This window comes from Rubinisphaera italica (genome assembly GCF_007859715.1).
GTDB classification, from domain to species: Bacteria; Planctomycetota; Planctomycetia; order Planctomycetales; family Planctomycetaceae; genus Rubinisphaera; species Rubinisphaera italica.
Genome location: NZ_SJPG01000001.1, coordinates 1,343,229 through 1,366,180, shown reverse-complemented (window position 1 = coordinate 1,366,180; position 22,952 = coordinate 1,343,229). Strand labels below are relative to the sequence as shown.

Annotated in this window: 17 protein-coding genes; 11 read left to right on the top strand and 6 right to left on the bottom strand. The window is 49.0% G+C overall.

All coding sequences use genetic code 11. The features are described from left to right. The first annotated feature begins 10 nt into the window (after positions 1 to 10). Positions 11 to 385: a hypothetical protein gene (locus Pan54_RS05235; protein ID WP_146502510.1), complete on the top strand. Its 375-nt coding sequence runs from the start codon at positions 11 to 13 to the stop codon at positions 383 to 385. A 45-nt stretch (positions 386 to 430) separates the two neighbouring features. Here the strand turns inward: Pan54_RS05235 and Pan54_RS05230 are convergent, their stop codons facing one another. Next, on the bottom strand, positions 431 to 1,396 hold the full coding sequence (locus tag Pan54_RS05230; protein WP_165441593.1) for a tetratricopeptide repeat protein: 966 nt from the start codon (positions 1,394 to 1,396) through the stop codon (positions 431 to 433). 194 nt (positions 1,397 to 1,590) lie between these two features. On the opposite strand from Pan54_RS05230, the gene Pan54_RS05225 reads away from it, so the two are divergent. Further along, entirely contained in the window at positions 1,591 to 2,406 is an 816-nt protein-coding gene (locus Pan54_RS05225; protein ID WP_242631223.1) for a DNA topoisomerase I, read from the top strand. A gap of 191 nt (positions 2,407 to 2,597) precedes the next feature. Further along, a complete protein-coding gene (mutL, locus tag Pan54_RS05220; RefSeq protein WP_146502508.1) occupies positions 2,598 to 4,580 on the top strand; it encodes a DNA mismatch repair endonuclease MutL in 1,983 nt (660 codons plus the stop codon). Positions 4,581 to 4,589: 9 nt separating this feature from the next. Here the strand turns inward: mutL and tilS are convergent, their stop codons facing one another. Further along, positions 4,590 to 5,579, bottom strand: coding sequence for a tRNA lysidine(34) synthetase TilS (gene tilS / locus Pan54_RS05215; RefSeq protein ID WP_146502507.1), 990 nt, complete (start codon positions 5,577 to 5,579; stop codon positions 4,590 to 4,592). 785 nt (positions 5,580 to 6,364) lie between these two features. Here tilS and rny point away from each other — a divergent pair. From rny to pgsA, 6 genes are all read left to right on the top strand, one after another. After that, positions 6,365 to 7,912 (top strand): ribonuclease Y, encoded by a 1,548-nt coding sequence (gene rny / locus Pan54_RS05210; protein WP_146502506.1) that lies wholly within the window; start codon positions 6,365 to 6,367, stop codon positions 7,910 to 7,912. A gap of 124 nt (positions 7,913 to 8,036) precedes the next feature. Further along, entirely contained in the window at positions 8,037 to 9,533 is a 1,497-nt protein-coding gene (gene trpE / locus Pan54_RS05205) for an anthranilate synthase component I (protein WP_146502505.1), read from the top strand. A gap of 158 nt (positions 9,534 to 9,691) precedes the next feature. Further along, on the top strand, positions 9,692 to 10,312 hold the full coding sequence (locus Pan54_RS05200; protein WP_146502504.1) for a hypothetical protein: 621 nt from the start codon (positions 9,692 to 9,694) through the stop codon (positions 10,310 to 10,312). A gap of 3 nt (positions 10,313 to 10,315) precedes the next feature. Next, positions 10,316 to 11,500, top strand: coding sequence for a radical SAM family heme chaperone HemW (hemW, locus tag Pan54_RS05195; protein WP_146502503.1), 1,185 nt, complete (start codon positions 10,316 to 10,318; stop codon positions 11,498 to 11,500). A gap of 104 nt (positions 11,501 to 11,604) precedes the next feature. Further along, complete coding sequence (gene rimO / locus Pan54_RS05190) at positions 11,605 to 13,026, top strand: 30S ribosomal protein S12 methylthiotransferase RimO (protein WP_146502502.1); 1,422 nt, start codon at positions 11,605 to 11,607, stop codon at positions 13,024 to 13,026. Positions 13,027 to 13,028: 2 nt separating this feature from the next. Then, positions 13,029 to 13,649 carry a CDP-diacylglycerol--glycerol-3-phosphate 3-phosphatidyltransferase gene (gene pgsA, locus Pan54_RS05185; RefSeq protein WP_261343194.1) on the top strand — a complete coding sequence of 207 codons (621 nt, stop codon included), beginning with the start codon at positions 13,029 to 13,031 and terminating at the stop codon, positions 13,647 to 13,649. Positions 13,650 to 13,781: 132 nt separating this feature from the next. Here pgsA and asnB read toward each other — a convergent pair whose 3' ends face one another. Both asnB and Pan54_RS05175 read right to left on the bottom strand, forming a co-directional pair. Continuing rightward, positions 13,782 to 15,758 (bottom strand): asparagine synthase (glutamine-hydrolyzing), encoded by a 1,977-nt coding sequence (gene asnB / locus Pan54_RS05180; RefSeq protein ID WP_146502500.1) that lies wholly within the window; start codon positions 15,756 to 15,758, stop codon positions 13,782 to 13,784. Between the two features lie 37 nt (positions 15,759 to 15,795). Further along, positions 15,796 to 16,929, bottom strand: coding sequence for a glycosyltransferase (locus Pan54_RS05175; RefSeq protein ID WP_165441592.1), 1,134 nt, complete (start codon positions 16,927 to 16,929; stop codon positions 15,796 to 15,798). A gap of 282 nt (positions 16,930 to 17,211) precedes the next feature. On the opposite strand from Pan54_RS05175, the gene Pan54_RS05170 reads away from it, so the two are divergent. Continuing rightward, complete coding sequence (locus tag Pan54_RS05170) at positions 17,212 to 18,675, top strand: tetratricopeptide repeat protein (RefSeq protein ID WP_165441591.1); 1,464 nt, start codon at positions 17,212 to 17,214, stop codon at positions 18,673 to 18,675. 163 nt (positions 18,676 to 18,838) lie between these two features. On the opposite strand, the gene dprA is transcribed toward Pan54_RS05170, so the two are convergent. Beyond that, positions 18,839 to 20,023 carry a DNA-processing protein DprA gene (gene dprA, locus Pan54_RS05165; RefSeq protein WP_146502497.1) on the bottom strand — a complete coding sequence of 395 codons (1,185 nt, stop codon included), beginning with the start codon at positions 20,021 to 20,023 and terminating at the stop codon, positions 18,839 to 18,841. 497 nt (positions 20,024 to 20,520) lie between these two features. Continuing rightward, positions 20,521 to 21,465: a 4-hydroxy-3-methylbut-2-enyl diphosphate reductase gene (gene ispH / locus Pan54_RS05160; protein ID WP_146502496.1), complete on the bottom strand. Its 945-nt coding sequence runs from the start codon at positions 21,463 to 21,465 to the stop codon at positions 20,521 to 20,523. 320 nt (positions 21,466 to 21,785) lie between these two features. Here ispH and Pan54_RS05155 point away from each other — a divergent pair, with 320 nt between their 5' ends. Then, positions 21,786 to 22,889, top strand: a complete 1,104-nt coding sequence (locus Pan54_RS05155; protein WP_146502495.1) for an SPFH domain-containing protein — start codon at positions 21,786 to 21,788, stop codon at positions 22,887 to 22,889. Positions 22,890 to 22,952 lie beyond the last annotated feature (63 nt).

Sequence of the window (22,952 nt, the reverse complement as noted above, 5' to 3'; positions counted from 1 at the left end):
AAGACCTGCTATGTGGCCGTTTGGTAGTAAAGACTGGAATATTGTCGGCATCATGTTCGAAAAGCCAGATTCCTATTCCATCAATGCGAACCGGGCCAAAGGGAAACTGGCCGACTCGGTCAAAACCCGGGTCCGCATTCACGACCGCACAATTCTGTGGGTGATCTACAACCAGAAAGGCTCGATTATCGAGAGCGGACAGGGCAACGGCATCCATCATGTGCCGCAGGATACAGTGAAACAGCTACAGAAAATTCTGCACACGAATGTTTCCATCCGTGAAATTCTCAAAATGCTCGAATCCGGCCAGACACCCAAGGCGGCGAAAAAACTGATATGGAGCGGCTATCCCAAGAAGAAAACAGTCCAGGACAGCGATATTTAGCCGAGATGGTTTATCGCCCCGCAGGACTGGCTTCCAGCTACTGTTTTACTGCAACTTGGCTTCCATTTGTGCGAGCACCTGATTTTCGTGGTTCTGTAGCTGCAGCATTTTCTGATTGACCAGCGTTCTTTTGGCAGCGATATCTCGTGCGGTTTTACGGTAATCCTGATGTAATTCGCGAAATGTACTCGAATACGATTTCCCACTCGAAAGACGTGTTTTAAGTTTATCGAGAATCTGCCGTGCCTCTCCCTGTAAAAACTCCATATAATCGACTGCGGCATATTCGGCTGCGATTGCACATAAGCGAACGATTTCACGGTCATGCAAACGTTCACTCGACGTTAACGCAGGTAGCATCGTTGTGGAGTTGGTCTGTCGCTGAGGAGCCTCATCGACAAGCCTGCCAAAACTGCTGACTTCACGGGCTTGATTCGTGCGCTGCTGCATCGCCTGATGCAATGATTTCTGCACCCGCTTGTTGCCCGGCTCCAGGGCCAGTGCTTTTTGATAATAGTGGATCTCCTGACTCGTTTTTCCTTGATCCCGATAGATTTTCCCAAGCTGATAAAAGGCATCCCATTCCAAAGGATTTAGCCTGAGCACCTGCTTAATCGCAGTGATGGCCAGCTCAAAATCATCAAGTCGACGGTAAGCCAGTCCCAAATTGTAATAGCCTTCTACAGAACGGCGATCTCTTTGTAATCCACGCTGTAAAAAATCGATCGCTTTGTCAAACTCCCCCAGTCGATTAAAAATCGCTCCGATATTAATATAGGAGATCGATCGATGAGGGTTCTTTTCAATCGCTTGCTGAAACGAATCGACCGCATCGTGCATCAAACTCGAACGTAATTGAGAGGTGCCGAGCAGTTCCCAGACGACAGGATCACTCGAATCGATCTCTGTAGCCTGTGTGAACAGTTCGATCGCCTGCAGAAACTGACGCTTTCGGTAGGCTTCCACTCCGGCGATCTTCAATTGATCGTATTCCGCTTCAACTTCAGACATATTCAACTCCACACTGGTCCCAGAATTGTGAAATTCTGCCGCAGATGTGTGAAGAGATGCCGAGTTTTCCATCAAGAATTGATGTTCATTTGAATTCTGTTGAGGTTGATACCAACGTCAAGCCTGAGACATGCCCTGATGGAATGCCATTTTGCCTGTGCGGATTTCCATGAATTCGATATGCTGAAATCTGAATGTCAGCATGGTCACAGGGGAAATTAAGCGTGGGCGGTCTGTTTCGAATTTTGTATCAGATAAAAATTCTGGGACCGGTGCTGCGCCCGTTGTTTCGTATCCTGCTCGGCTTGATCGCTATTCCGGTATTCCGCTTTATTCTCCGCCACATCTTCCGGGTGCAGGAACTCGATGATGAGCTGGAAAAAGATCTCGAACAGTGGTTCAAAGGAACTCTTGTCTTGTTGGCCGCAACGAAGAACATGGAAATGACCATGTTCTCCTGGATCGACCATTTCGGCGGGCCAACCACGATTACAGATGGAGGCATGAATGATGCATGGATCTCCGGGTTACGAATAATGATGGTCATCGGTGTGATTGAAATGATGCCTGACCAGGAATTGTTCGCCATCATTCATCCGGGGCCCCCAAAATTCAAATACGATCGAAAAATTGGCTTTTGGCAATCCCTAAAAAAACAGTTTCGACCGATCGCTAAAGGTCTTGTCTGCCAGCACTTGAATCGTTCTTCCCCAGTGTTTGCGATCCTCTGTGCAATTTTTCTCGGTTCGGTCGGCTGGATCTGCTTTGGAATTGCCAGTGCTCAATATCTGATCATCGGCTTAGTCACCTCACGAGACCGAGCCCTCGATGCCCTCTCGGCTTTTGATCGTCAGGTCGCCATCCGCCGTCAGCAGATTAAGGAGGAATTCAGTCTGGACGAAGAAAAACCCAACAAACCAGATAAAACTTCCACTGCGATCGATTCCAGTCCTGCGAAACCGGAGGAAACGACGGCTGTCATTGCCAAAGAAAAGCTCGATTCTCCTTAATAATGTCCTTCTGCTCTCGAATCGAGCCGCTGAAATTGCAATTTTCCGAGAAGCCGTATAATGGACAGTCTTAAAGCCGAAGACGGAAAGCGGAAAGCCGATTATCACTTGTCCACATCGTGATTTTGGGATCCGGCTTTCCGCTTTCCTATATCCGCTTTCCTCAACTAGATCACGGAGTTCACGTGTCCATGGGACGGACTCACCATATTCAAGTTCTCAGCCCGGCTGTTGTCAATAAAATTGCCGCGGGCGAGGTGATTGAACGTCCTGCCAGTGTGATTAAAGAGTTGCTGGAAAACAGTCTCGATGCACTCAGTACCCGCATCGATGTCGATATTGAAGAAGGTGGAACAGAGTTAATCCGCATTGCCGATGATGGTGAAGGGATTCCTGCAGACGAACTGCCGCTCGCTGTGACCAGTCACGCGACCAGCAAATTGCGGCAGGCTGATGATCTGTTCTGCGTGCAGACAATGGGATTTCGCGGGGAGGCACTGGCATCGATTTCTGAAGTGAGTCACTTCAAAATCCGCAGCCGGACTGCGGAGGATCACGTCGGTTCGGAACTGGCAGTCACCTGTGGAGAACGGTCGGATATTCGTCCGATTGGCTGCGCTCCCGGCACGCAAATCGAAATCCGACAACTGTTCTGCAATACTCCCGTCCGTAGGAAGTTTTTGAAGCGAGCTTCGACAGAATTCGGATACATCTCCGAACAGTTCACCCGCATCGCCCTGGCCTGCCCGCGGATGCAACTTTCATTGACACACAACGGAAAGTCCGTCCATCGGCTGCCAGCCACAAACGAATTGACCGAACGCCTCACGTTATTCTATGGCTCACAAACCGTCGAACAATTAATTCCGATCGAGGCAGAGCATGGCGGCGTGCGTTTGTGGGGTTATGTCGGACATCCGAGCCTGAATAAATCGACCCGCAAATCGCAGTATCTGTTTTTAAACGGCCGGTATATTCAAGATCGTTCCCTGCAGCACGCTTTGAACGAGGCTTATCGGGGATTACTGATGACCGGGCGGCATCCCGTCGCCTTTCTGTTTCTGGAGATGCCGAGCGATCAGATTGATGTCAATGTGCATCCCACAAAATCTGAAGTTCGTTTTCGTGATCAACAATTTCTGTTCCGCTTACTGCTCTCCACTCTGCGCACAAAGTTTCTGCAGTCAGATCTGCAGAGTGAACTCAGTTTTCGCCAATCTTCCAAAAATGAAAACGAGCTGCAGGTTCGTCAGCAGAAAGTTGAGCAGGATCTTGTCTCGTGGGCTCGTTCCCAAATGGTGCAGCCGGCTCAACCGACTATCGCTCCGCAATCAGATACGCCCCCTTCGACCAGTCCTCTGATTCAGTCATTGGAATCAGATTCACAATCGTACGAATCAAAAAAGACCTCACAAAATCATTCGACAGCGGTCGCCGAGTTCCAAAAATTCCCCAATGAAAATGAGTTCTTTCAGATCTCCTCACCACACAAATCTTCGCCGCCAATAAATCATGAATTGAGTGATGAGACTGAGGTGGACTCGGAGACGAATGCTACGCAGCCTGTGGTGATGCCTGCCGCACAGCCCATCTCTTCATCCGGAATTCAGGCTTTACAGGTCGATGATTGTTACATTGTGCTGAATACTCCGCAGGGCTTGACGGTCATTGATCAGCATGCCCTGCATGAGCGGGTGCTTTACGAACGATTCCGCAAAAAAGTGCTGGACGGAAAGACCGAAACACAGCGATTGTTAATGCCGGTCACTCTGGAAATGGATGCCAAGAAAATGGCACTGTTGATGGAGCATCAGGATTTGCTGTTGCAGATGGGGTTTGAAATCGAAGAATTCGGCCGGGGGATGCTCGCGGTGAGCAGTCATCCCGTGTTTCTGGGGCACAATGTGATTTCGGAAGTAATGCTCGAATTTGCAGATAAGTTTGACGAGTCTGCTTCAGTCAGTCGACGCGATCTGCTCGATGAAACCCTGCATATGATGGCCTGCAAGGCAGCGATCAAAGCGGGCCAGAAACTGACCGCCGATGAAATTATTGCCCTGCTTGCACAGCGGGAATCGGCTGATGATGCTCATCATTGTCCCCATGGTCGACCGACAGCTCTGGTGTTGAGTCGAGAAGAACTCGATCGGCAATTCGGGCGACTGGGTGCTTGATCTTGAGTGTTAATTCTCGCGTTCAATCACAATCATTTGAGCACGTCGTTCCACAATAATGCCAGCCGACAGTTTCAAACGCCCCTCGGTTTGAGTGAGCATATTTTTAATCCGCTCCCAATCATCTGAGGTCATTTTCTGACGAGGCCAGTTATTCCGGGACCACAATTCCACAAAGAATTCCCGTTGCAGGAACTCAGGCAAATCACAAATCGGTTTAACCAGAACACGAACATGATCGGCCTGATTCGATAAAACGGCTTCCTTGAGAGCAGCTCGTACGAGATCGAGATGAAACGCATGAGCTTCTACAATTTGATTTCTCAGCCCAATCAGATGCTGTGAGAAGTTCGCATTGTATGTTTGCAGGAGAGGTATTAATTCCTGACGAATTCGATTGCGGGTGTAACTCTGATTGTCATTCGTAACATCGTGCCGGTATTCCTGACCAATTTCCTGGAGATAATCGAGAATTTCCTGACGGGAAAACTTCAAAAGTGGCCGACGGAGTACGATTCCAGATTCCATCACTCGATTTTCAGGAATCCCCTGCATTCCACGTAAACCAGTGCCGCGAATGAGGTGATGGAGAATAGTTTCCACCTGATCCTCGGCATGATGAGCGACGCAAATGCTCTGACAACTTGCCGAATGAGCCGTTTCAACGAGAAACTGATAGCGCATTTCCCGCAACGAGGCTTCATCGTTCTGGACAGGATCTGGCTGATCATCGGTATCCTTCACGGAATTCGTCCAGAATCTGAGTCTCAGCTTACTGCAAAGTTCTCCAACCCAGTCTTGGTCAGAGGCTGCATCAGGCCGAACCTGATGATTGAAATGAGCAACTTCGAGAGAAATTTTGGCTTTCGAAGCAATTGCAGCCATTGCCCGCAACATCGCCACGCTATCAGCCCCCCCCGAAATGGCCAGTAAGATATTCCCTAATCTAATATCCGATGCAGAAATCGAAGAAAGCAGTTTTTTTTCGAATTCAAGCATAGGAATGGGTTATGTGTTGAAGGTTGAGTGTTGAGAGTGAAATCATTCTGATCATCGTAACTAATAGTAACCGCCCCTTCACCCTTTACCCTTCAACCTTCAACCCACCCGTTAGTTGATAAACCGGTGACGTCTGTTAATATGCTTTGAGGAAATTCCGTCAGATCTGTTAAGGCGACTTGTGGTTGTCGAGATGGATCTTGACATGACAACAAACTTAGTGGAACTGAGAGGCGTTCGTCAGCCTGAACACTCGCTCACATTATTTATTTTAAGAATATCGGGCAGCGTTCAAGATCGCCACCGCTCCAATCCTCCTGTTTCTTAGGGAGTTGGGGCAAATTGTACCAGGACAAGACGACTGGGATGGCTGAAATCAAACTGCGGAAGAGAAATTTTCATGGTGTATCTCCTCTTCACAACTCTGGGACTGTGTCTGCTGCTGGAAATGTTTCGACATTTCCGGAGGCTCGACATATTGCCTCATCAACTGGCAGACTCCGTACTCTCTCCGAGAGTAAACGTACGAGTACGTCGGTTGGTCGGGCTGCGCCGTCCTCGCGAAACTGCGTGTCAATCAGTAGTATTCCGTATTATGAACCGACGAACGAGGGTTGTTTCCTTCAAACGCCCGCGCTCATTACCGGATGCTTCACGAATGGCACACTTGAGTTTCAGTTTGATCGCGACCCATCACAAAAAAATCGACAGTCACGTCGATCATAGAAGCGTCTATTCTGGCTGCATTTAGGTGAGCTGCACGTCTCCCGGTCGGAGTTATACCGATGGGAACAGAAGCATATATTTTGGGCGGAATCGCCCTGTTAGTCGGCTTAGCTGTCGGCTACATGTTGGAACGCGTACGGCTGGGAGCGAGTTATCGCACCAAAGACCAGATGCTCGAAGATGGCAAGCGTGAAGCCGAGGTGATTCGCAAAAATGGTGAAATTGCCGCGAAGGAAGAAGTCCTCAAGCGTCGCGAACAACTCGAAGCCGAGTTGAGTAAACAGCGAAACGAAATTCGCGATCTCGAACGCAAAATGGACAAACGCGAGTCTACACTCGAAGACCTGCAGGAAAATGTGACCAAACGGGAGCGGATGATTGAGTCGATGCAGAATCGACTGACCGAACGCCTTAAAACTGCAGAACGCCGCGAAACCGAGCTGACCCGCATCCTCAAACAGGAGCAGGAAGAGCTCTACAAAATCAGCGGCCTGAAAAAAGAACAAGCCGTCGAACGTCTGCTCGATCGCGTAAAAACCGAACTGCGAAACGAAACAGGTCAGTTGATCCTCAAGCACGAAGCAGAGATCAAAGAGACCTGTGACTCCAAAGCCCGGGAAATTATCGGCATGGCCGTGCAGCGGTATGCCTCTGCTCACACCTCAGAAATTACCGTTTCGAGCATCGATATCCCCAGCGATGAAATGAAGGGCCGTATCATCGGGCGGGAAGGTCGCAACATTCGCACCTTCGAGAAATTGACCGGTGTGGATGTGATCGTCGATGATACTCCGGGCGTGGTTATCATTTCGTCCTTTGACAGTGTCCGCCGCGAAATCGGAAAAATGGCCATGCAGAGGCTCATTCAGGACGGTCGTATTCATCCGACTCGGATTGAAGAGATTGTTTCGGAATGTCAAAAGGAAATTGATGAACGGATCATGCGTCTCGGCCAGGAAGCGGCTCAGGAAGCTGACGTTCCCGGTTTGCATGAGAAATTGATCCAACTGATGGGCCGTCTCAATTTCCGCGTCAGTTACTCACAAAACGTTTTGCGTCACTCGATCGAAGTCGCTCACCTGACTGGCATGATGGCCGAACAATTGGGTCTCGATGGCGATCTGGCTCGACGCTGTGGGTTTACCCACGACATCGGAAAAGCAGCAGACCATGAAATGGAAGGGGGCCACCCCGCCATCGGAGCCGATTTGCTCAAACGCTATTCTGAAGGCGAAGAAGTTGTCCACTCGGCTGCTGGCCATCACGACGATATTCGGCCTGACTATATTTACACTGTACTGGTCGCCGCAGCCGATGCGATTTCCGCTGCCCGTCCAGGAGCTCGACGGGAAACACTCGAGAAGTATGCGAAACGACTCGAAGAACTCGAAGGTCTGGTCTGCGGCTTCCCCGGTGTCGAACAGTGTTATGCTGTTCAAGCTGGCCGAGAAGTTCGCGTGATTGTCGATCCTCGGGATGTCAACGACCGCGAAGCGGCTGCACTGGCTCGTGAAATCGCCAAAGCCGTCGAGGAGAATTTGACGTATCCGGGTGAAGTGAAAGTCGCCGTCATGCGAGAAACCCGTTCTGTCGAATATGCACGGTAATAAAATTGATGAACTTTCAACACGTTTTCAGGGTCAGACCTGGAAACGTGTTGTTTTATAAAATTTGTTGGATTACGCTTCGCAAATTCAATCACAATTCACTCATCGTTATTGAACTTAACTCATGACGCCACTTCCGGACTTTGAAACGTTTCAACAACAGGCTCAGGGGCAAACTCTGGTCCCAGTCTATTGCCAAATGACGGGAGATTCCCTCTCTCCGGTCGAGGCTTATCGCAGGCTTCACAAGGAAGAGCATTCCTTTCTGTTTGAGAGCGTGGTCGGTGGCGAGCGGATTGGACGATACAGTTTTATTGGCTCCAATCCTTTTCTGACGATTCAAGCCAAAGGGAACGAAGTTACGATTGTTGAAAAGGGAAATTCGCGAAGCCTGACCTGCGACGATCCTCTTGATCTGCTTGGCGAATTGATGGCTCCCTACCGCATGGCTCCACACCCTCAGTTGCCACGTTTTTGTGGGGGAGCGGTCGGCTATGCCGGATACGATGTTGTCCGCTATACCGAGCATCTCCCCAATGCTCCCGAAGATGATCGGCATGTTCCCGATATGCTGTTCGGTTTGTACAACCGAATGGTCATTTTTGATCATATCAATAAAACGATTTTCGTGGTCGCGATCGCCAAAGTTGATGAGAAATCTCTCGAAGAGGCTTATAAACAAGCCAGCGACACGCTCCAGGATTTATGCCGTCAGCTGGAAACCAATCCCAACCCGATTCCTCCAGAACAACTTCGACTCGACGATGAACGAACTCTCGAGTGGACTTCGAATTTTGAACGACCGGAATTTGAGGCGGCTGTTGAAGCGAGCAAGGAATACATTCGAGCGGGTGATATCTTTCAGGTCGTTTTGAGCCAGCGATTACAACTCGAAACTTCTGCCAGCGAGCTGGCGATCTATCGAGCTTTGCGGGTGGTGAATCCCAGTCCGTTTATGTTCCTGGTAAAATCTCCCGAGGTGACATTAGTTGGCAGTTCTCCCGAAATCATGACGCGAGTTGAGCATGGCGAAGTGACCGTTCGACCGCTGGCAGGAACCAGACCTCGCGGCAAAACAGCCGAGGAAGATCAGGCTCTGGAAGAGGATTTGCTGGCTGATCCCAAAGAACGGGCAGAGCATGTGATGCTGGTCGATCTGGCAAGGAACGATGTCGGCCGCGTCGCCGAGTACAATTCGATTGAAGTCAAAGATGTGATGGTAGTCGAGCGTTACAGCCACGTTATGCACATCACATCCAATGTAACGGGGCAATTACGCAAAGAGTTGTCTGCTCTGGATGCCCTGAGAGCAGCATTGCCCGCAGGCACGGTTTCCGGAGCCCCCAAAGTGCGTGCGATGCAGATCATCGATGAACTCGAACGGCATCGTCGCGGCCCTTACGCGGGAGCGGTTGGGTATATCGATTTCACAGGCGACATGGATACCTGTATTGCCCTGCGGACACTTGTCAAACAGGAAAATCAGGTTTATGTGCAAGCCGGTGCTGGCATGGTGGCCGATAGTGTTCCTTCGATGGAATACGAAGAAACATTAAATAAGGCCCGTGGACTTCTCAAAGCGATCTCAATAGCGCATTATCAATTGTCTGCTCATGAATAAATGTCGACCTAATAAACTCGATTGTACAAGGTGAAGCACCAATGATCTGCCAATCGCTAAAACAGCCGTCCACTAATTTCTCTCTTAATATCTTGTCATTCCTCTGCGTGATGATCTCCTTTTCCACGGAATGTCTGTCACAGGAAACAGTCATCAAAATGGGTCCGTGGGAGTATCTTTATCGAGCATCTCCCAAAATAACCGTCTCACAAACTGACCTGGAAAAATATCCCCTCGAAGTAATGACCGATTTCGAGTTCTCGGGAGAACTCGAGAAGGATATCTTTCGCCTGAATCACGTCATTGTCGATGGAACCTGGGGGATTGCTCAAGGAGCTCTTCATCAGGCCTCCGGTCGCAGTGCGGCGCTCAAACTGGGAACGGCAAAGGATTTTGAGTTGGAAATGGGGATTAATGCAGAAGGCGAAGGAGGCTGGTATCTGCTTTACGGCTTCAAAGAAGGCCAAGGACATGGACTCTACAATGTGACTCTCAGAACCAGTGGCAGTCCCTGGTTCATTTCGCAATTCGCCCGCAGCAAAGGGATAGAAGCTTCGGATATCGAAATCGCACGATACGAATGCCGGGGAAATGAACCACTAACGGTCAGCGTTATCGATGGAAAATTAACCGCCCAAATCAATCGCCGGGTACTGATCGAAGATCAAGAACTTCCCAACTACGAAGAAGGCGATATTATTCTGGGAACCTACGACACCAAATATGGTCCCAAACCGTTAAAGATCTATGGCATCCGCCTGCGTCGACCTCGCGAGTAAACGATGAGTAATTTTGCGAAGTCCGAAATGGAAGTTCCCCCGACATTCATGTCTCTGCCTGTCCGTTCCATTTATGTGCACGTTCCCTTCTGTGAACACCGTTGCGGTTATTGCGATTTTTCGATCATCGCAAATCGAGCCGAGTTGATTCCGCGGTATCTTAAGGCCTTGCAGAAAGAACTGAAAACTTCTCCGTTTCTCCATTCTCATCTCTTGGAAGTTGATACTCTTTATATTGGTGGCGGCACTCCGACTCTTCTTTCAGCCTGCGAACTCGAAGAATTCTTCAGCATTCTTAGTGATTACTTTTCACTGGTCCCTGATGCTGAATACACAATTGAAGCGAATCCTGATGGCCTGACAGCAGACAAAATCCAGGTTCTAAAATCAGCGGGCGTCAATCGCGTCAGTCTTGGCGTGCAGGCATTCGATGACTCTCGATTGATTCAGTTGGAGCGAACACATTCAGTTCATCAAACAGAAATAGCCATTGAACTCATTCAACAGAACTTCAAAAACTATTCGCTCGATCTCATTTTTGCGATCCCCGGACAAACGCTGGAAGAATGGCAGCAGATGCTATTAAAAGCGATCTCGTTTCACCCGCCTCACATTTCCAGTTATGCGTTAACCTACGAAAAAGGAACTCGTTTCTGGAGTGACCGGAATAAAGGAAAATTCCAGTCAACTGACGACCAACTGGAAGTCGAGATGTATCTAAAAACAATCTCGGAATTGACCAATGCCGGCTACGACCATTATGAAATTTCCAATTTCGCGAAAGCAGGGTCACAATCTCGACACAACAATATTTACTGGTCTGGCAGACCTTACCTCGCATTTGGTCCCGGAGCCGCTTCTTTTGTGAATGGGCAGCGACACTCGAATCATCGGAGTTCCTTTACCTGGATGAATCGACTGGAACAGAATCAATCTCCCATTGTTTCGACTGATGATTTGACAGCCGAAGAGCGTGCCCGTGAACTTCTGGCCATCGGATTGCGTAGACGACAGGGAATTAATCTTGATGACCTCAAGAATGCAACGGGAATCGATATCGCAGCCTGCTGCGAAACTGAAATCAACGATCTGATTGAAAAAGGCTGGATCCAGAGACAATTCTCTCACCTCAGGATAACTTCTGCAGGTCTCCTGTTCGCCGATGAAATTGCCTCGATTCTGGTCTGAGTCTCCGATTACTCTGCTATTTGCATAAATCAGCCGCTTCCGTTTCAGCCATGTCTCGGTATAATACAAGCTTAACAGGCCTTTTTACACCGAAATATAGATATATGACCCAACTCCCAATTCTAGATCTCACCGAACAGACTTCCCCTGTCACCGAAATTGAAAGTGATGGATTCAAGGGACAATATGCGTTTGTCTCGCTTGGTTGCCCGAAAAATCTTGTGGACAGTGAGAAAATGCTGGGGACGCTGGCTGTGGATGGATACTCTCTGGTAGCCAATCCCGAGGGGAGCGATTTTGTCATCATCAACACCTGCGGATTCATCGAGAGTTCGCGGAAAGAGTCGTTTGATGTGATCGAAGAGATGCTCGAACTTAAGCGTCAGGGCAAGACGAAAGGCGTGATTGTCGCCGGCTGTCTACCCGAACGAATTGGTGGCGACCTGCGTGACCGGCTGCCGGAAATTGATCATGTGGTGGGTGTATTTGGACGGGATGAAATCAGCAAAGTGGCTGATCGTCTGGTGGGGCATCACAACGAACAGCGTGACCTGTTCCGCCCTGCTCCGATTCGTGCGATGGATGATCGAGCTCGCCTCCGAATTACGCCAGCTCATTTTGCTTATCTGAAAATTTCCGAAGGTTGCAATCGAACCTGCACCTTCTGCTCGATTCCCAAGATGCGTGGTAAGCACGTCACGAAACCGATTGAAGCGATTATCGAAGAAGCTCGAGAACTTGCCGCCGATGGGGTCAAAGAATTAATCCTGGTCGCTCAGGACACCACATACTATGGCATGGACCTTTACGGCGAAGTGCGACTCGTAGACTTGCTGAATGAACTGGAGCAGGTCGAGGGAATTCAATGGATTCGGCTGATGTATCTTTATCCTGTGAATTTCACAGATGCCCTGATCGATAAGATTGCGACATCGAGCAAGATTATTCCGTATCTGGATATGCCGCTCCAACACATTAACAGCAAAGTGCTCAAGAGGATGCAACGGCGTGTCGACCGAGATCGCACGATCGAACTGGTTGAAAAACTGCGAACACGAATTCCCAATCTCGTCCTACGCACCACATTTGTCGTCGGCTTCCCGGGCGAAACCGATGAGCAATTTGAAGAACTGCGAGAATTCGTCAAGAACACCCGCTTCCAGCGAATGGGCGTCTTCCCCTATTCGATCGAGCCGGGAACACCAGCAGTGAAACTGGATGGACATTTGCCGGAAGAGATCAAGCAACAGCGCGTTGAAACCTTGATGGCCGACCAGCAGCAGATCGCCTTCGACTTTGGCGAATCACTTGTCGGGTATGAACTCGATGTGCTGATCGATGAAGAAGTCGAGCCAGGCTTGTGGCAAGGACGTACTTATGCAGACACCCCGGAAATTGATGGAACGGTTTACGTTCAGGGCGAAGGACTGCAAATCGGAGAATTCGTGCCGGTCGAAATCATAGGGACTCAGGATTACGATCTGGTTGGTGTAGTCGCTTCCGATGAAGAAGACGACGAGGTTTAGTCATCAGCAATTCATCCCCCACTCCAGAAGTATCTCACCAACCGCAGAATTCAGAGAAGATCCTGAATTCTCCGAACATCATTTCGATGTCCCGGCTCATTCTGTCTTTTGTGCTGTTTGCCATCATTACACTCACTGACTGGTGGCTGACTGCAACCATCGTTTTTGTTGTCGCCGTGGCTACCGATGCCGTCGATGGTTATCTCGCTCGAAAATATAACCTCGTCACGATATTCGGACGGATTCTCGATCCGCTGGTCGATAAAGTCATCATTTGCGGATCCTTTATCTTTCTGCAAAGCGTAGCGGGCAGTGGGATCACTCCCTGGATGACGTTAGCAATCATTGTCCGCGAACTTTACATCACCAGCCTGCGCGGCTTCTTTGAACAACAGGGGATCGACTTTTCAGCTGCATGGATTGGCAAAATGAAGATGGTTCTGCAATCGATTGCGATTCCATTCTGCCTGGTCAGCCTGATGCCACAATTAGCAAGTGTTACGCTCTTTCTGATTATTCGAGACGTCATCCTCTGGCTGACGATTGCGATCACGATTTACAGTGGAATTGAATACACATTCCGCGGCGTGAAACTCTTCAAGCAAAAAATGAATTCTGTGTAAGCCCTTACAAGCACGAAGCGCAAGCGAGTGAGTGAGTTGAATGTCAAACACACTCGCTTGCGCTTCGTGCTTGTAATTCATCTCGTTCCTAAGGTCCTCCTTGGGATGAAGTGGACGTGCCCCCGCCGCCTGTCAAAACACTCCATCACTCAACGGCCGTTTCGTCGAAACTTCTGAAGCATCGATAAACATCCGACACCAGACTTCAAGAACCAGCATCGCCCAGAGATGTTTGCTGTGATCGCACAAACCAGTGGTATGTTCTTCGACAAGCCTCTGAATTTTCGCAGGTTCAAAATAACCACGGCTCATCGCCCGTTCGCTCAAAAGCACATCATGCAGTAGCGGTTTGAGTTCGTTACGGAACCAGTGATCGACAGGAACGCCGAATCCCATTTTTGAGCGTTGCAGAATCGGCTCGGGAATCAGATCGGCAAATGTATCCCGGAGAATCTGCTTGCCATAGCGACCCTTCAACTTGTAATTAAGTGGCATAGACGTCGCCAGATCAGCAACCTGATGATCCAGAAACGGGCTCCGGCATTCTAGTCCGTAAGCCATGCTGGCGATATCGACTTTGGTCAGGATATCGTTCGGCAAATAGGAAATCTGGTCAACTGCTGCCGTTCGGGAGACAAAATCGTTTTGGGCTGTTAACTCATATAAATCAGACATCCAGTCTTCTGACTGAAACCCGGTCAGCTTTTCACGGAATCCACTGGAGTAGATATCCTTTCTTCGAGCCGCATCGAAATAACTGATCCATGTCATATATCGCTGCTCAGGAGAAAGACCAGCTGTCGTCAGGAAGCGTTTCAGTCGTCGAGAGAAGCTCTTCTGCTTGAGCGAAGCAGGCATCTTTTGCCAAAGTGACGACTTTAGAATTGATCGCAAAGGCCCAGGCAAGCGATCGATCCGATCCCCTAATCCGGCTGCCCGATAGCGATCATATCCGATAAACAGTTCATCTCCGCCATCTCCCGTTAATGCAACTTTGACGGCTTCCCGTGTGAACTCACACAGGGCCATTGTTGGAATTGCCGAGCTGTCGGCATAAGGTTCTTCATAATGCCAGACAAGCTCCGGTAATGAATCGACCGCTGATGGAGAGACAATTTTTTCGTGATGATTTGTGCCAAGTGATTTCGCAGCCATCCGGGCAAAGGAGCGTTCATCGAAATGGGCGATATCAAAGCCGATTGAAAATGTCTCGACTGGCCGATCCAACTCCCGCTGCATCAAGCCCGTGATTAACGTGGAATCGATCCCGCCTGAAAGAAAAGCTCCAAGGGGCACGTCACTGCGAAGTCGCAACCGGACCGCTTCCGTGAGTGTCTCTTTGAGCTTTTCCTGTGTCTGAGCATAACTCAAATTGCGAGTATCGCGACGTGTTTGCTCATTGGCAGAATCGGAACCCCGAATGGAAGTTGGTGTCCAATATTGCTGGATATCAAGTCGATTTTCCTGCCAGACAGCCGTATGCCCGGGCAGTATTTTCTGAAAACCCTTGAGCATCGACCAGGGAGCAGGTACATATTGCCAAGTCAAGAACAGATCGAGTGCGACGGGATCGACTTCACGCGGGATCCCCGGTATTTGCAAAATCGCTTTCATCTCGCTGGCAAACAGCAGTCGATTTTCATCTTGCCGATAGATGAGTGGCTTTTGCCCAAAACGATCTCGTGCCAGCAATAACGATGAGTGGTTTCGATCCCAAATCGCAAAGGCGAACATGCCTCGAAGATGATGCACCATCTCTCGACCATAGTCTTCGTAGAGATGAACGAGCACTTCCGTATCGCTGTCGGTCCGAAATTGATGGCCTTTCGTTCTCAGTTCTTTCTGCAGTTCCCGGTAATTATAAATTTCACCGTTGAATACAACACAAACGGAATGATCTTCATTCCACATGGGCTGCTGACCGGTGGCTAGATCGATGATCGAAAGCCTGCGATGTCCCAGCCCGACTCCCAAATTGGAATTCTGTTCCCAGTGCAAGCCACGGGCATCGGGGCCACGATGTGAGAGCGTGTCGGTCATCTGTAACAGATGTTCTTCACTGATCGAACGGGACTCGTTCGACCAGATCGCTCCACAGATTCCGCACATTGTTTGCCTTTACATTCCGTATGTCTTACGCGGCCTATTATTGTAAGGTCAGGATTTCGTATAACTGCTTATGCTCTTCAATCATCTGCGAGACAGAGAAATTATCCTGCATGGACTTGCGGGCATCATCACCAAGATTTTTCGCTAGTTCGGGATCACTCTTGAATTGACGAATCGCTTTAGCGAAGGCAGCACTATCTCCGGCGGGAACAATGATGCCGTTCTCCTGATCGGTCACCAGTTCTCGGTTGGGAGGGATATCGGAAACGACAACCGGCAAGCCCCAGGCCATCGCCTCCATTAAACTGTTCGATTGCCCTTCAAAATCGCTGCCGAGCCAAAATGCATCGGCATTTCGGAACAATTCACCAGTTTCGTTTTGATGTCCCAGAAAGTGAGCCCAGCCTTTGATTTCATATTTTTCAATCAATTCAGACATTCGCTCCCGCTCAGGTCCATCTCCTACGAATACGGTATGCACGTTCTTTTCCGACAAACTGAACATGTGCGTTGCCCAGAGTAAACTATCGAGCCGCTTTTGTCGCGCGAGGCGACCAATGGATAAGACGATGTAGGCATCTTCCGGCAATCCGTGCTGCTTACGCCAGACTTTTCGAGCTTCGCTGGATTCATCAGTGGAGCTTTTATCTGGAATTTCGATCCCGTTATTGATGATTTTAATTAAAGATTCCGGTACTCCCTGCTGCTGATAGAACTCCGCAACGCTTGCCGAATTCACCACCATTGCGTCCGTCGAGCGAATGAGTCGTCGGTCCAGCTGAAGCTGCCAGCCCGCCTTCCAGGAATCGACACAGCGTTCCGAAACAACGCATTTCCAGTGAGATTTTCGATTATGAAGCAGGCGGACATGCGAATTCGCAGCAAATAACCAGCTATGCACAATATCTGGTTGAAATTCCCTGATGATTTTCTTCAGTCGAAAATGAGTCACGGGATCGATACGAAACCGCTTTTTGAGGATGTCAACTTGTATACCATCGTCTCTGAGATGCTTTTCGTAATAACCGCCGCGGTTAAGAGCGACCACGTGAATTTCAAAATTACTTCCAGACAACCCGGATGCCAGTAATTGAAGCTGTTTCTCCGCACCTGACTGATCAAGCGTGGGGATGACATACAGAATTCGCAGTGGGGAGGAAGATGAACTCAAAGCTGGCAAATCTTGTTGCAGAAACAGGTCTGTGAATTTGTTACGACTGTTTGGAATATATCGAAAAAACAAACTGCGGGGAAAGACCCCATTGTGCCGATTTTTCTAAAATCTGACATTGACGCAATTTCCAGACCTTATCAACATATTGACGATATAAACTCAACAGCACCATAGATATCAATAAATCTCGTGCTTCAGGGAAGAATCTGTTAGCAAAAAATAAAAAACGGCCGATTTCACTCAGCCGATTGAACTTTAAATTCCATGGAAGGAAAACTCGTGAAAATTCTAGGTTTCAAGTCAATCCTGCGGAAATCCGGACTGCTTTCGGCGTTTTCGGTATTAATTCTCGCTCCAACTGTTTACGCCCAAGGCGTTTCCGCTCAACCGGTCAGCCTGTCTCAGGAACAAACCACCACACTGGCAAGTGCTCAGGCGGCTTACGATTCCCGTCAGTACGATCAGGCGATGAATCTGGCTAATGAAGTTCTGAAATCTTCACCGAAACAAGACTCTGCTCTGTTCATCCGTGCTAGTTCACGTGTTGAAATGGGACTTCAAACCGGCAATGCCGCGATGGTTCGCGATGGTGTCGCCGATGCTCGCGCTGCGATAGAAGCGTCACAATCTCAGAAACCAGAATATTATATGCCTTACCTGTATGGCATGACGAATCTTTCGTTGCTCGAAGAACGTCCCGAGCATGCGGAAACTTCGATTAATGTTGCAACTCAGATTCTGGATAAACTTCAGATGCCACCAAACAATAGAGCCAGCATTCTCTATCAACGAGGTTTGGCTAAGTTGCAGTTGGACGAAACCATCGATCGTGGAGTCGCCGATTTCAAAGAAGCACTCAAAATTGAGCCTAAACACATGCCTTCGTTGACTGCGATGGCCGACGCCTATGCAATGTCTGGTAAGAATCAGGAAGCATTGGGGGCATTCAACCAGTTCATCGCCGCTTTCCCAGAACATCCTATTGGATACAACAACCGCGGAATGTTCTACAAGGAAATCGATCAGAAAGACCAGGCGATTGCTGACTTCCGCAAAACCATTGAAGTTGAGCCTAAGTTCTTTGTGGCTCATATCAACCTGGGTTACATGTTGATGGAATCAGATCGACCAGCTGAAGCTCAGAAAAGTTTTGACCAGGCAATTGCACTACAGCCAGAAAATCCTTCCATCTATGCGTTGCGCGCCAATGCAGAAATGCGTCAGGGAAATTCTCAGGGTGCGATTGCCGATTACAGCAAAGCAATTGAACTCTTCCCGAAAAACCCCATGGCTCATGCCGATCTCGGTTTTGCCTACTTCTTCCTCAAGCAATACGATGTCGCCTTCAAGCATTTTGATCAGGCAATTAACATCAACGGCAAACTGCGATTCCTCGATCCGTGGATCTACGCCTCACTTGTTCTTTCCGGTCAAGCTCAGGAAGCCAATAATCGATTCGCTGGAACCCTCGCTAAGCCGGAACAAGAACGGGACTGGATCGATCTGGTCACACTGTACCTGATGGGAAAAGTCGAAAGCGAAGCCTTGCTCGCCAAAGTCAATCCCGAAGACCCCGTGGCTGCCACCGCTCAGAAGTGTGAAGGACACTACTTCATCGGACTACGCTTGTCCAACCTGACTGGACGTGAAGCTGCCATTCCTCACTTCCAGCAAGCTCTTGGCACCGGAGCCAAGCATTTGTCTGCTTACCGAGCCACACAGTTCGAAATGCAACAGTTCTAAATTGAATTTGAGCCAAAACATGCAACGGCAGTCTGTATTCAGACTGTCGTTTTTTTATTGGTCCAGGGACTTGGGTTCTGGGTCCAGTCGCTTCAACCTTCAACCTTCAACCTTCAACCTTCAACCTTCAACCTTCAACCTTTCGTCTTTCGTCTTTCGTCTTCTAAACATGCTTTGATCGTGTCACTACATTTCCCGGATGGCGATCGATCAGTTTTTTCATTTGCAAAATCGTCAGAGTGGAAAGTACACGCGAAGGCTCAATGCCGGAGCGTTCGATGATTTCATCGACGAGGATTGGTGTGGTTTCAATGAGATTCAGAATCATCGATTGCTGATCACTCAGGTTGAGTTCGCGCGGAACCCGAATCGGCGGCGGATCCCTTGGCTTCTCATTGGAATCTAGTACTCGATCAACCTGAGTTGACTTCTGTTCGGGCTTTTGAACCTGGACTGGCTCCATCAAGGGTCCCAGTTCCTGGAGCACATCATCGACTCCCCGCACCAGTTGAACGCCATCGCGAATCAATTGATGACACCCGGCACTCTCCCGGCTATCGAGCGGTCCGGGAACAGCAAACACTTCCCGCCCCTGCTCCATCGCATGACGAGCGGTATGTAGAGTTCCGCTCGTCGTCGAGGCCTCGATGACAATCACTCCCAAACTCATTCCCGAGACGATACGATTCCGTTGAGGAAAAAGGCCTCGCGTTGGTTGACGAAGCAAGGGGGATTCCGAAATCACGGCTCCACTCTGTGCGATCTCCAATGCCAGATTGGAATGTTCGGGCGGATACATTTTTAGTAGACCGCTGGCACAGACAGCGATTGTTCTTCCTCCGGCCTGCAAAGCGGCTCGATGAGCGACGGCATCAATTCCGCGAGCCAATCCGCTGATAATTGTCACGCCGGCCCGAGCCAGTCCACTGGCGAATTGTTCCGCCATCCGTCGACCATACAGTGTGCAATTTCGCGAACCAACAATCGCGACCGCCAGCTGATCCGAAGCCAGAATTCTGCCTCGACAATAGAGCACCAAAGGAGGATCGCAGATCTGTTTCAATAATGGTGGGTAGCTGACATCTCGATTGGTAATGACAGAAATCTCTTCGCGGTCACAATCCTCTAATTCACGACGAGCCATATCTCGATGATTATTGGCATCCAGAGTCGAAAGCAATTTCTTCCCGACTCCGGGGACGGACATCAACTGCGAAGCCGGAGCTTTGAATATGTCGTAAGGATTGGGAAAGCGTTCCAGCAATGTCGTTTGCAATCGCGGGCCGACACCATTCACCAGATTCAAAGCGACACACGCCAGTCGATGATCCTCTGCAGTTTCCGACATTCTGGCTCCGCTGGCTTGATCGTTCGATTCTATAATCCATCCACCTGTAGGTTGGGTTAGCAAAGCGTAACCCAACAATAACTTGGATATCAATTTAAAACCCTGCTCCAAATGGAAACCGGATTTCCATTTCTGATAAGCAGACCACAGAATTGACCTGCAAGGCGTGTATAACACACACTTTTTTCATCATACTTCTCTGATCATTAGGAACCGCAGATGGACGCAGATAAACGCGGATGCAAAATATCTGCGTTTATCTGCGTCCATCTGCGGTTCAATTTCAAAACATGTTTAAAGTTATTAGTCATTCATATTGACGTACTGCTATTACCAATTTCTCCATTTTTCAAATGGAATGCGGTTTAGGAATTGAGTTCCGAGGTGTTGGGTTACGCGTTCCGCTAACCCAACCTACTCCCAATCTTATCGGAGAATCTGGGGGCTCCGCTGCGATTCGCCCCCAGCCACTCAATTAATATTATTGTATACTTCTATCAGGAATTGACTTGCAACCGTCGCAAATCTTTGGGTAATGGAAATGTCACACTTTCCTGACGAATGGTTCGCTCATCAATTTCTGCACCAAGAGTCTCTTCCAGATAATTCAGACATTCCTGCACAACAACTTCAGGAGCGCTGGCACCGGCGGTAATGAGTACCGTTTTAATTTCCTCGGATTCAAACCACTCCGGCTTAATTTCATGAGCTCCATCGATCAGATAGGAAGGTCGCCCCATGCCCTCGGCGATTTCCTGCAGACGTTTACTGTTTGAACTATTCTGACTCCCAAGCACGAGTACCAGATCCGCTTCATCTGTCAATTTCGAGACGGCTTCCTGACGATTCGTTGTCGCATAACAGATATCTTCTTTAGGAGGAGATTCGATCTGCGGAAATTTTTCCTTCAGAGCGGCAATGACGACACTGGCCTCCTGCACTGAAAGAGTTGTTTGTGTCAAATAAGCAATTTTGGCATCGTCTGCAAAACTCAGACGTGCGACATCTTCAGCCGTTTCGACCAGTGTAATGCTCTCGGGAGCTTCGCCCATCGTTCCGATCACTTCATCATGACCTTCATGCCCAATCAGAATAATGTTGTAACCATTTTTAGAATATTTGATCGCTTCGAGATGAACTTTCGTTACCAGAGGGCAGGTCGCATCAATCGTCTGCAGATTGCGTTTGCGAGCCAGTTGTCGAATTTCTGGAGAAACGCCATGCGCACTGAAGAGCAAAATGGAATTTTCAGGCACTTCTTCAATACGATCAACGAATGTGACCCCTTCTTTCGTGAATCGATCAACAACATGCTTATTGTGTACAATCTCGTGAAACACGTACACATTGGCGCCAAACATGCGAACAGTCTCTTCGAGACACAGAATCGCCATATTCACGCCTGCACAAAAACCACGGGGATTGGCCAGGATGACTTTCATTCTCTATTATCCATCAGAATACGTTTTTTATTTCCCGAGAGTTGTCACGTCGAAATTTGATGACGACGCGACCTGTTCAAGGTATCATACTCGTGCGAGGCGATTTAGAAAACCACCTTTCAAAGAAGAACGGTCTTCTTCCCTTCTCTTAGGGGAGCGGTCTTTTTACTTTCTCCTTAGGGAGAATGGCCAAAGGCGAGATGATGGGGTACTTCGACGTTATTATCAATGACAACGTCGTTCTCCCTCTCCCAGAGGGAGAACGACAGTTTTATTAGCGTTATTTAACGACTGCATGAGATTAATAAGGACAATTGACCATGGGATTTTTTGATAAACTCCGAGCCGAACTGATCGATATCATCGAGTGGATCGATGACTCTCGGCATACAATCGTCTGGCGATTTCCTCGCTACAACAATCAGATTAAGCACGGAGCTCAGTTGATTGTCCGCCCCGGACAGATGGCCGTCTTCGTCCATCGTGGTGAACTGGCCGATGTCTTTGAACCGGGACATTATAAATTAACAACAGACAACCTGCCGATTCTCTCGACGCTTCAAGGTTGGAAATATGGATTCGACAGTCCGTTCAAATCGGAAGTCTATTTCGTCAGCACTCGTCAAATTACCGATTTAAAATGGGGGACACCAAATCCCATCATGATGCGGGATGCCGACTTCGGGCCGATCCGTCTGCGTGCTTTTGGAACTTATGTGTTAAAGGCGACTGAACCTCGCGCCCTGCTTAAAGAACTCGTCGGGACTGATGGAGATTTTCAAACCGATGAAGTAACAGAACTGATGCGGTCAATGATTTCGACTTCTCTGGCCGACATCCTTGGGGAATCGAACATTGCCGCCCTCGATCTGGCTGGCAAGTACCGAGACCTTTCCGAGCAGTTGCGTGCTCATGTGGCCGAGAGAATCGATGATGAATATGGCCTCGATATTCCCCAATTGTTTATTGTGAATATCTCTCTGCCTGAAGAAGTCGAAAAGGCAATCGACACTCGGTCCAGCATGGGTGTGATTGGCGATATGGGACGCTATCAACAATTCCAGATGGGCAAAGCGATGCTCGCTGCAGCCGACAATCCTTCCGGCGGAGGAGCGGCTGAAGGAATGGGATTGGGAATGGGCTTTGCGATGGCGAATCAAATGGTCAACGCCCCAGGTTTCCAAGGGCAAGCTGGCGGTATGTCTGCTCCACCGCCTCCACCTGGTGGAGGTGTCTGGCATGTTTCCAGCAATGGTTCCAGCGAAGGCCCCTATACAGCACAACAAATCATGCAGGGACTGGCTGCTGGTCAGGTTCCCGCCAATGCCTATGCCTGGACTCAGGGAATGCCTGCCTGGTCTCCGATTAATGAGATCCCACAATTCTCAGCACCAACCCCTCCGCCTCCACCACCTGCCAACTGAAATGAGATAGAAATGGGTACTTGCCTTGAGTATCCATTTCTTTTTCCGTTAGAGTCTATTCTT

Excerpts from the sequence above, each read along its gene's own strand:
- Pan54_RS05235 (WP_146502510.1), top strand. The coding sequence starts at position 11 with ATGTGGCCGTTTGGTAGTAAAGACTGGAATATTGTCGGCATCATGTTC.
- Pan54_RS05230 (WP_165441593.1), bottom strand. The coding sequence starts at position 1,396 with ATGTCTGAAGTTGAAGCGGAATACGATCAATTGAAGATCGCCGGAGTG.
- Pan54_RS05225 (WP_242631223.1), top strand. The coding sequence starts at position 1,591 with ATGTCAGCATGGTCACAGGGGAAATTAAGCGTGGGCGGTCTGTTTCGA.
- mutL (WP_146502508.1), top strand. The coding sequence starts at position 2,598 with ATGGGACGGACTCACCATATTCAAGTTCTCAGCCCGGCTGTTGTCAAT.
- tilS (WP_146502507.1), bottom strand. The coding sequence starts at position 5,579 with ATGCTTGAATTCGAAAAAAAACTGCTTTCTTCGATTTCTGCATCGGAT.
- rny (WP_146502506.1), top strand. The coding sequence starts at position 6,365 with ATGGGAACAGAAGCATATATTTTGGGCGGAATCGCCCTGTTAGTCGGC.
- trpE (WP_146502505.1), top strand. The coding sequence starts at position 8,037 with ATGACGCCACTTCCGGACTTTGAAACGTTTCAACAACAGGCTCAGGGG.
- Pan54_RS05200 (WP_146502504.1), top strand. The coding sequence starts at position 9,692 with ATGGGTCCGTGGGAGTATCTTTATCGAGCATCTCCCAAAATAACCGTC.
- hemW (WP_146502503.1), top strand. The coding sequence starts at position 10,316 with ATGAGTAATTTTGCGAAGTCCGAAATGGAAGTTCCCCCGACATTCATG.
- rimO (WP_146502502.1), top strand. The coding sequence starts at position 11,605 with ATGACCCAACTCCCAATTCTAGATCTCACCGAACAGACTTCCCCTGTC.
- asnB (WP_146502500.1), bottom strand. The coding sequence starts at position 15,758 with ATGTGCGGAATCTGTGGAGCGATCTGGTCGAACGAGTCCCGTTCGATC.
- dprA (WP_146502497.1), bottom strand. The coding sequence starts at position 20,023 with ATGTCGGAAACTGCAGAGGATCATCGACTGGCGTGTGTCGCTTTGAAT.
- ispH (WP_146502496.1), bottom strand. The coding sequence starts at position 21,465 with ATGAAAGTCATCCTGGCCAATCCCCGTGGTTTTTGTGCAGGCGTGAAT.
- Pan54_RS05155 (WP_146502495.1), top strand. The coding sequence starts at position 21,786 with ATGGGATTTTTTGATAAACTCCGAGCCGAACTGATCGATATCATCGAG.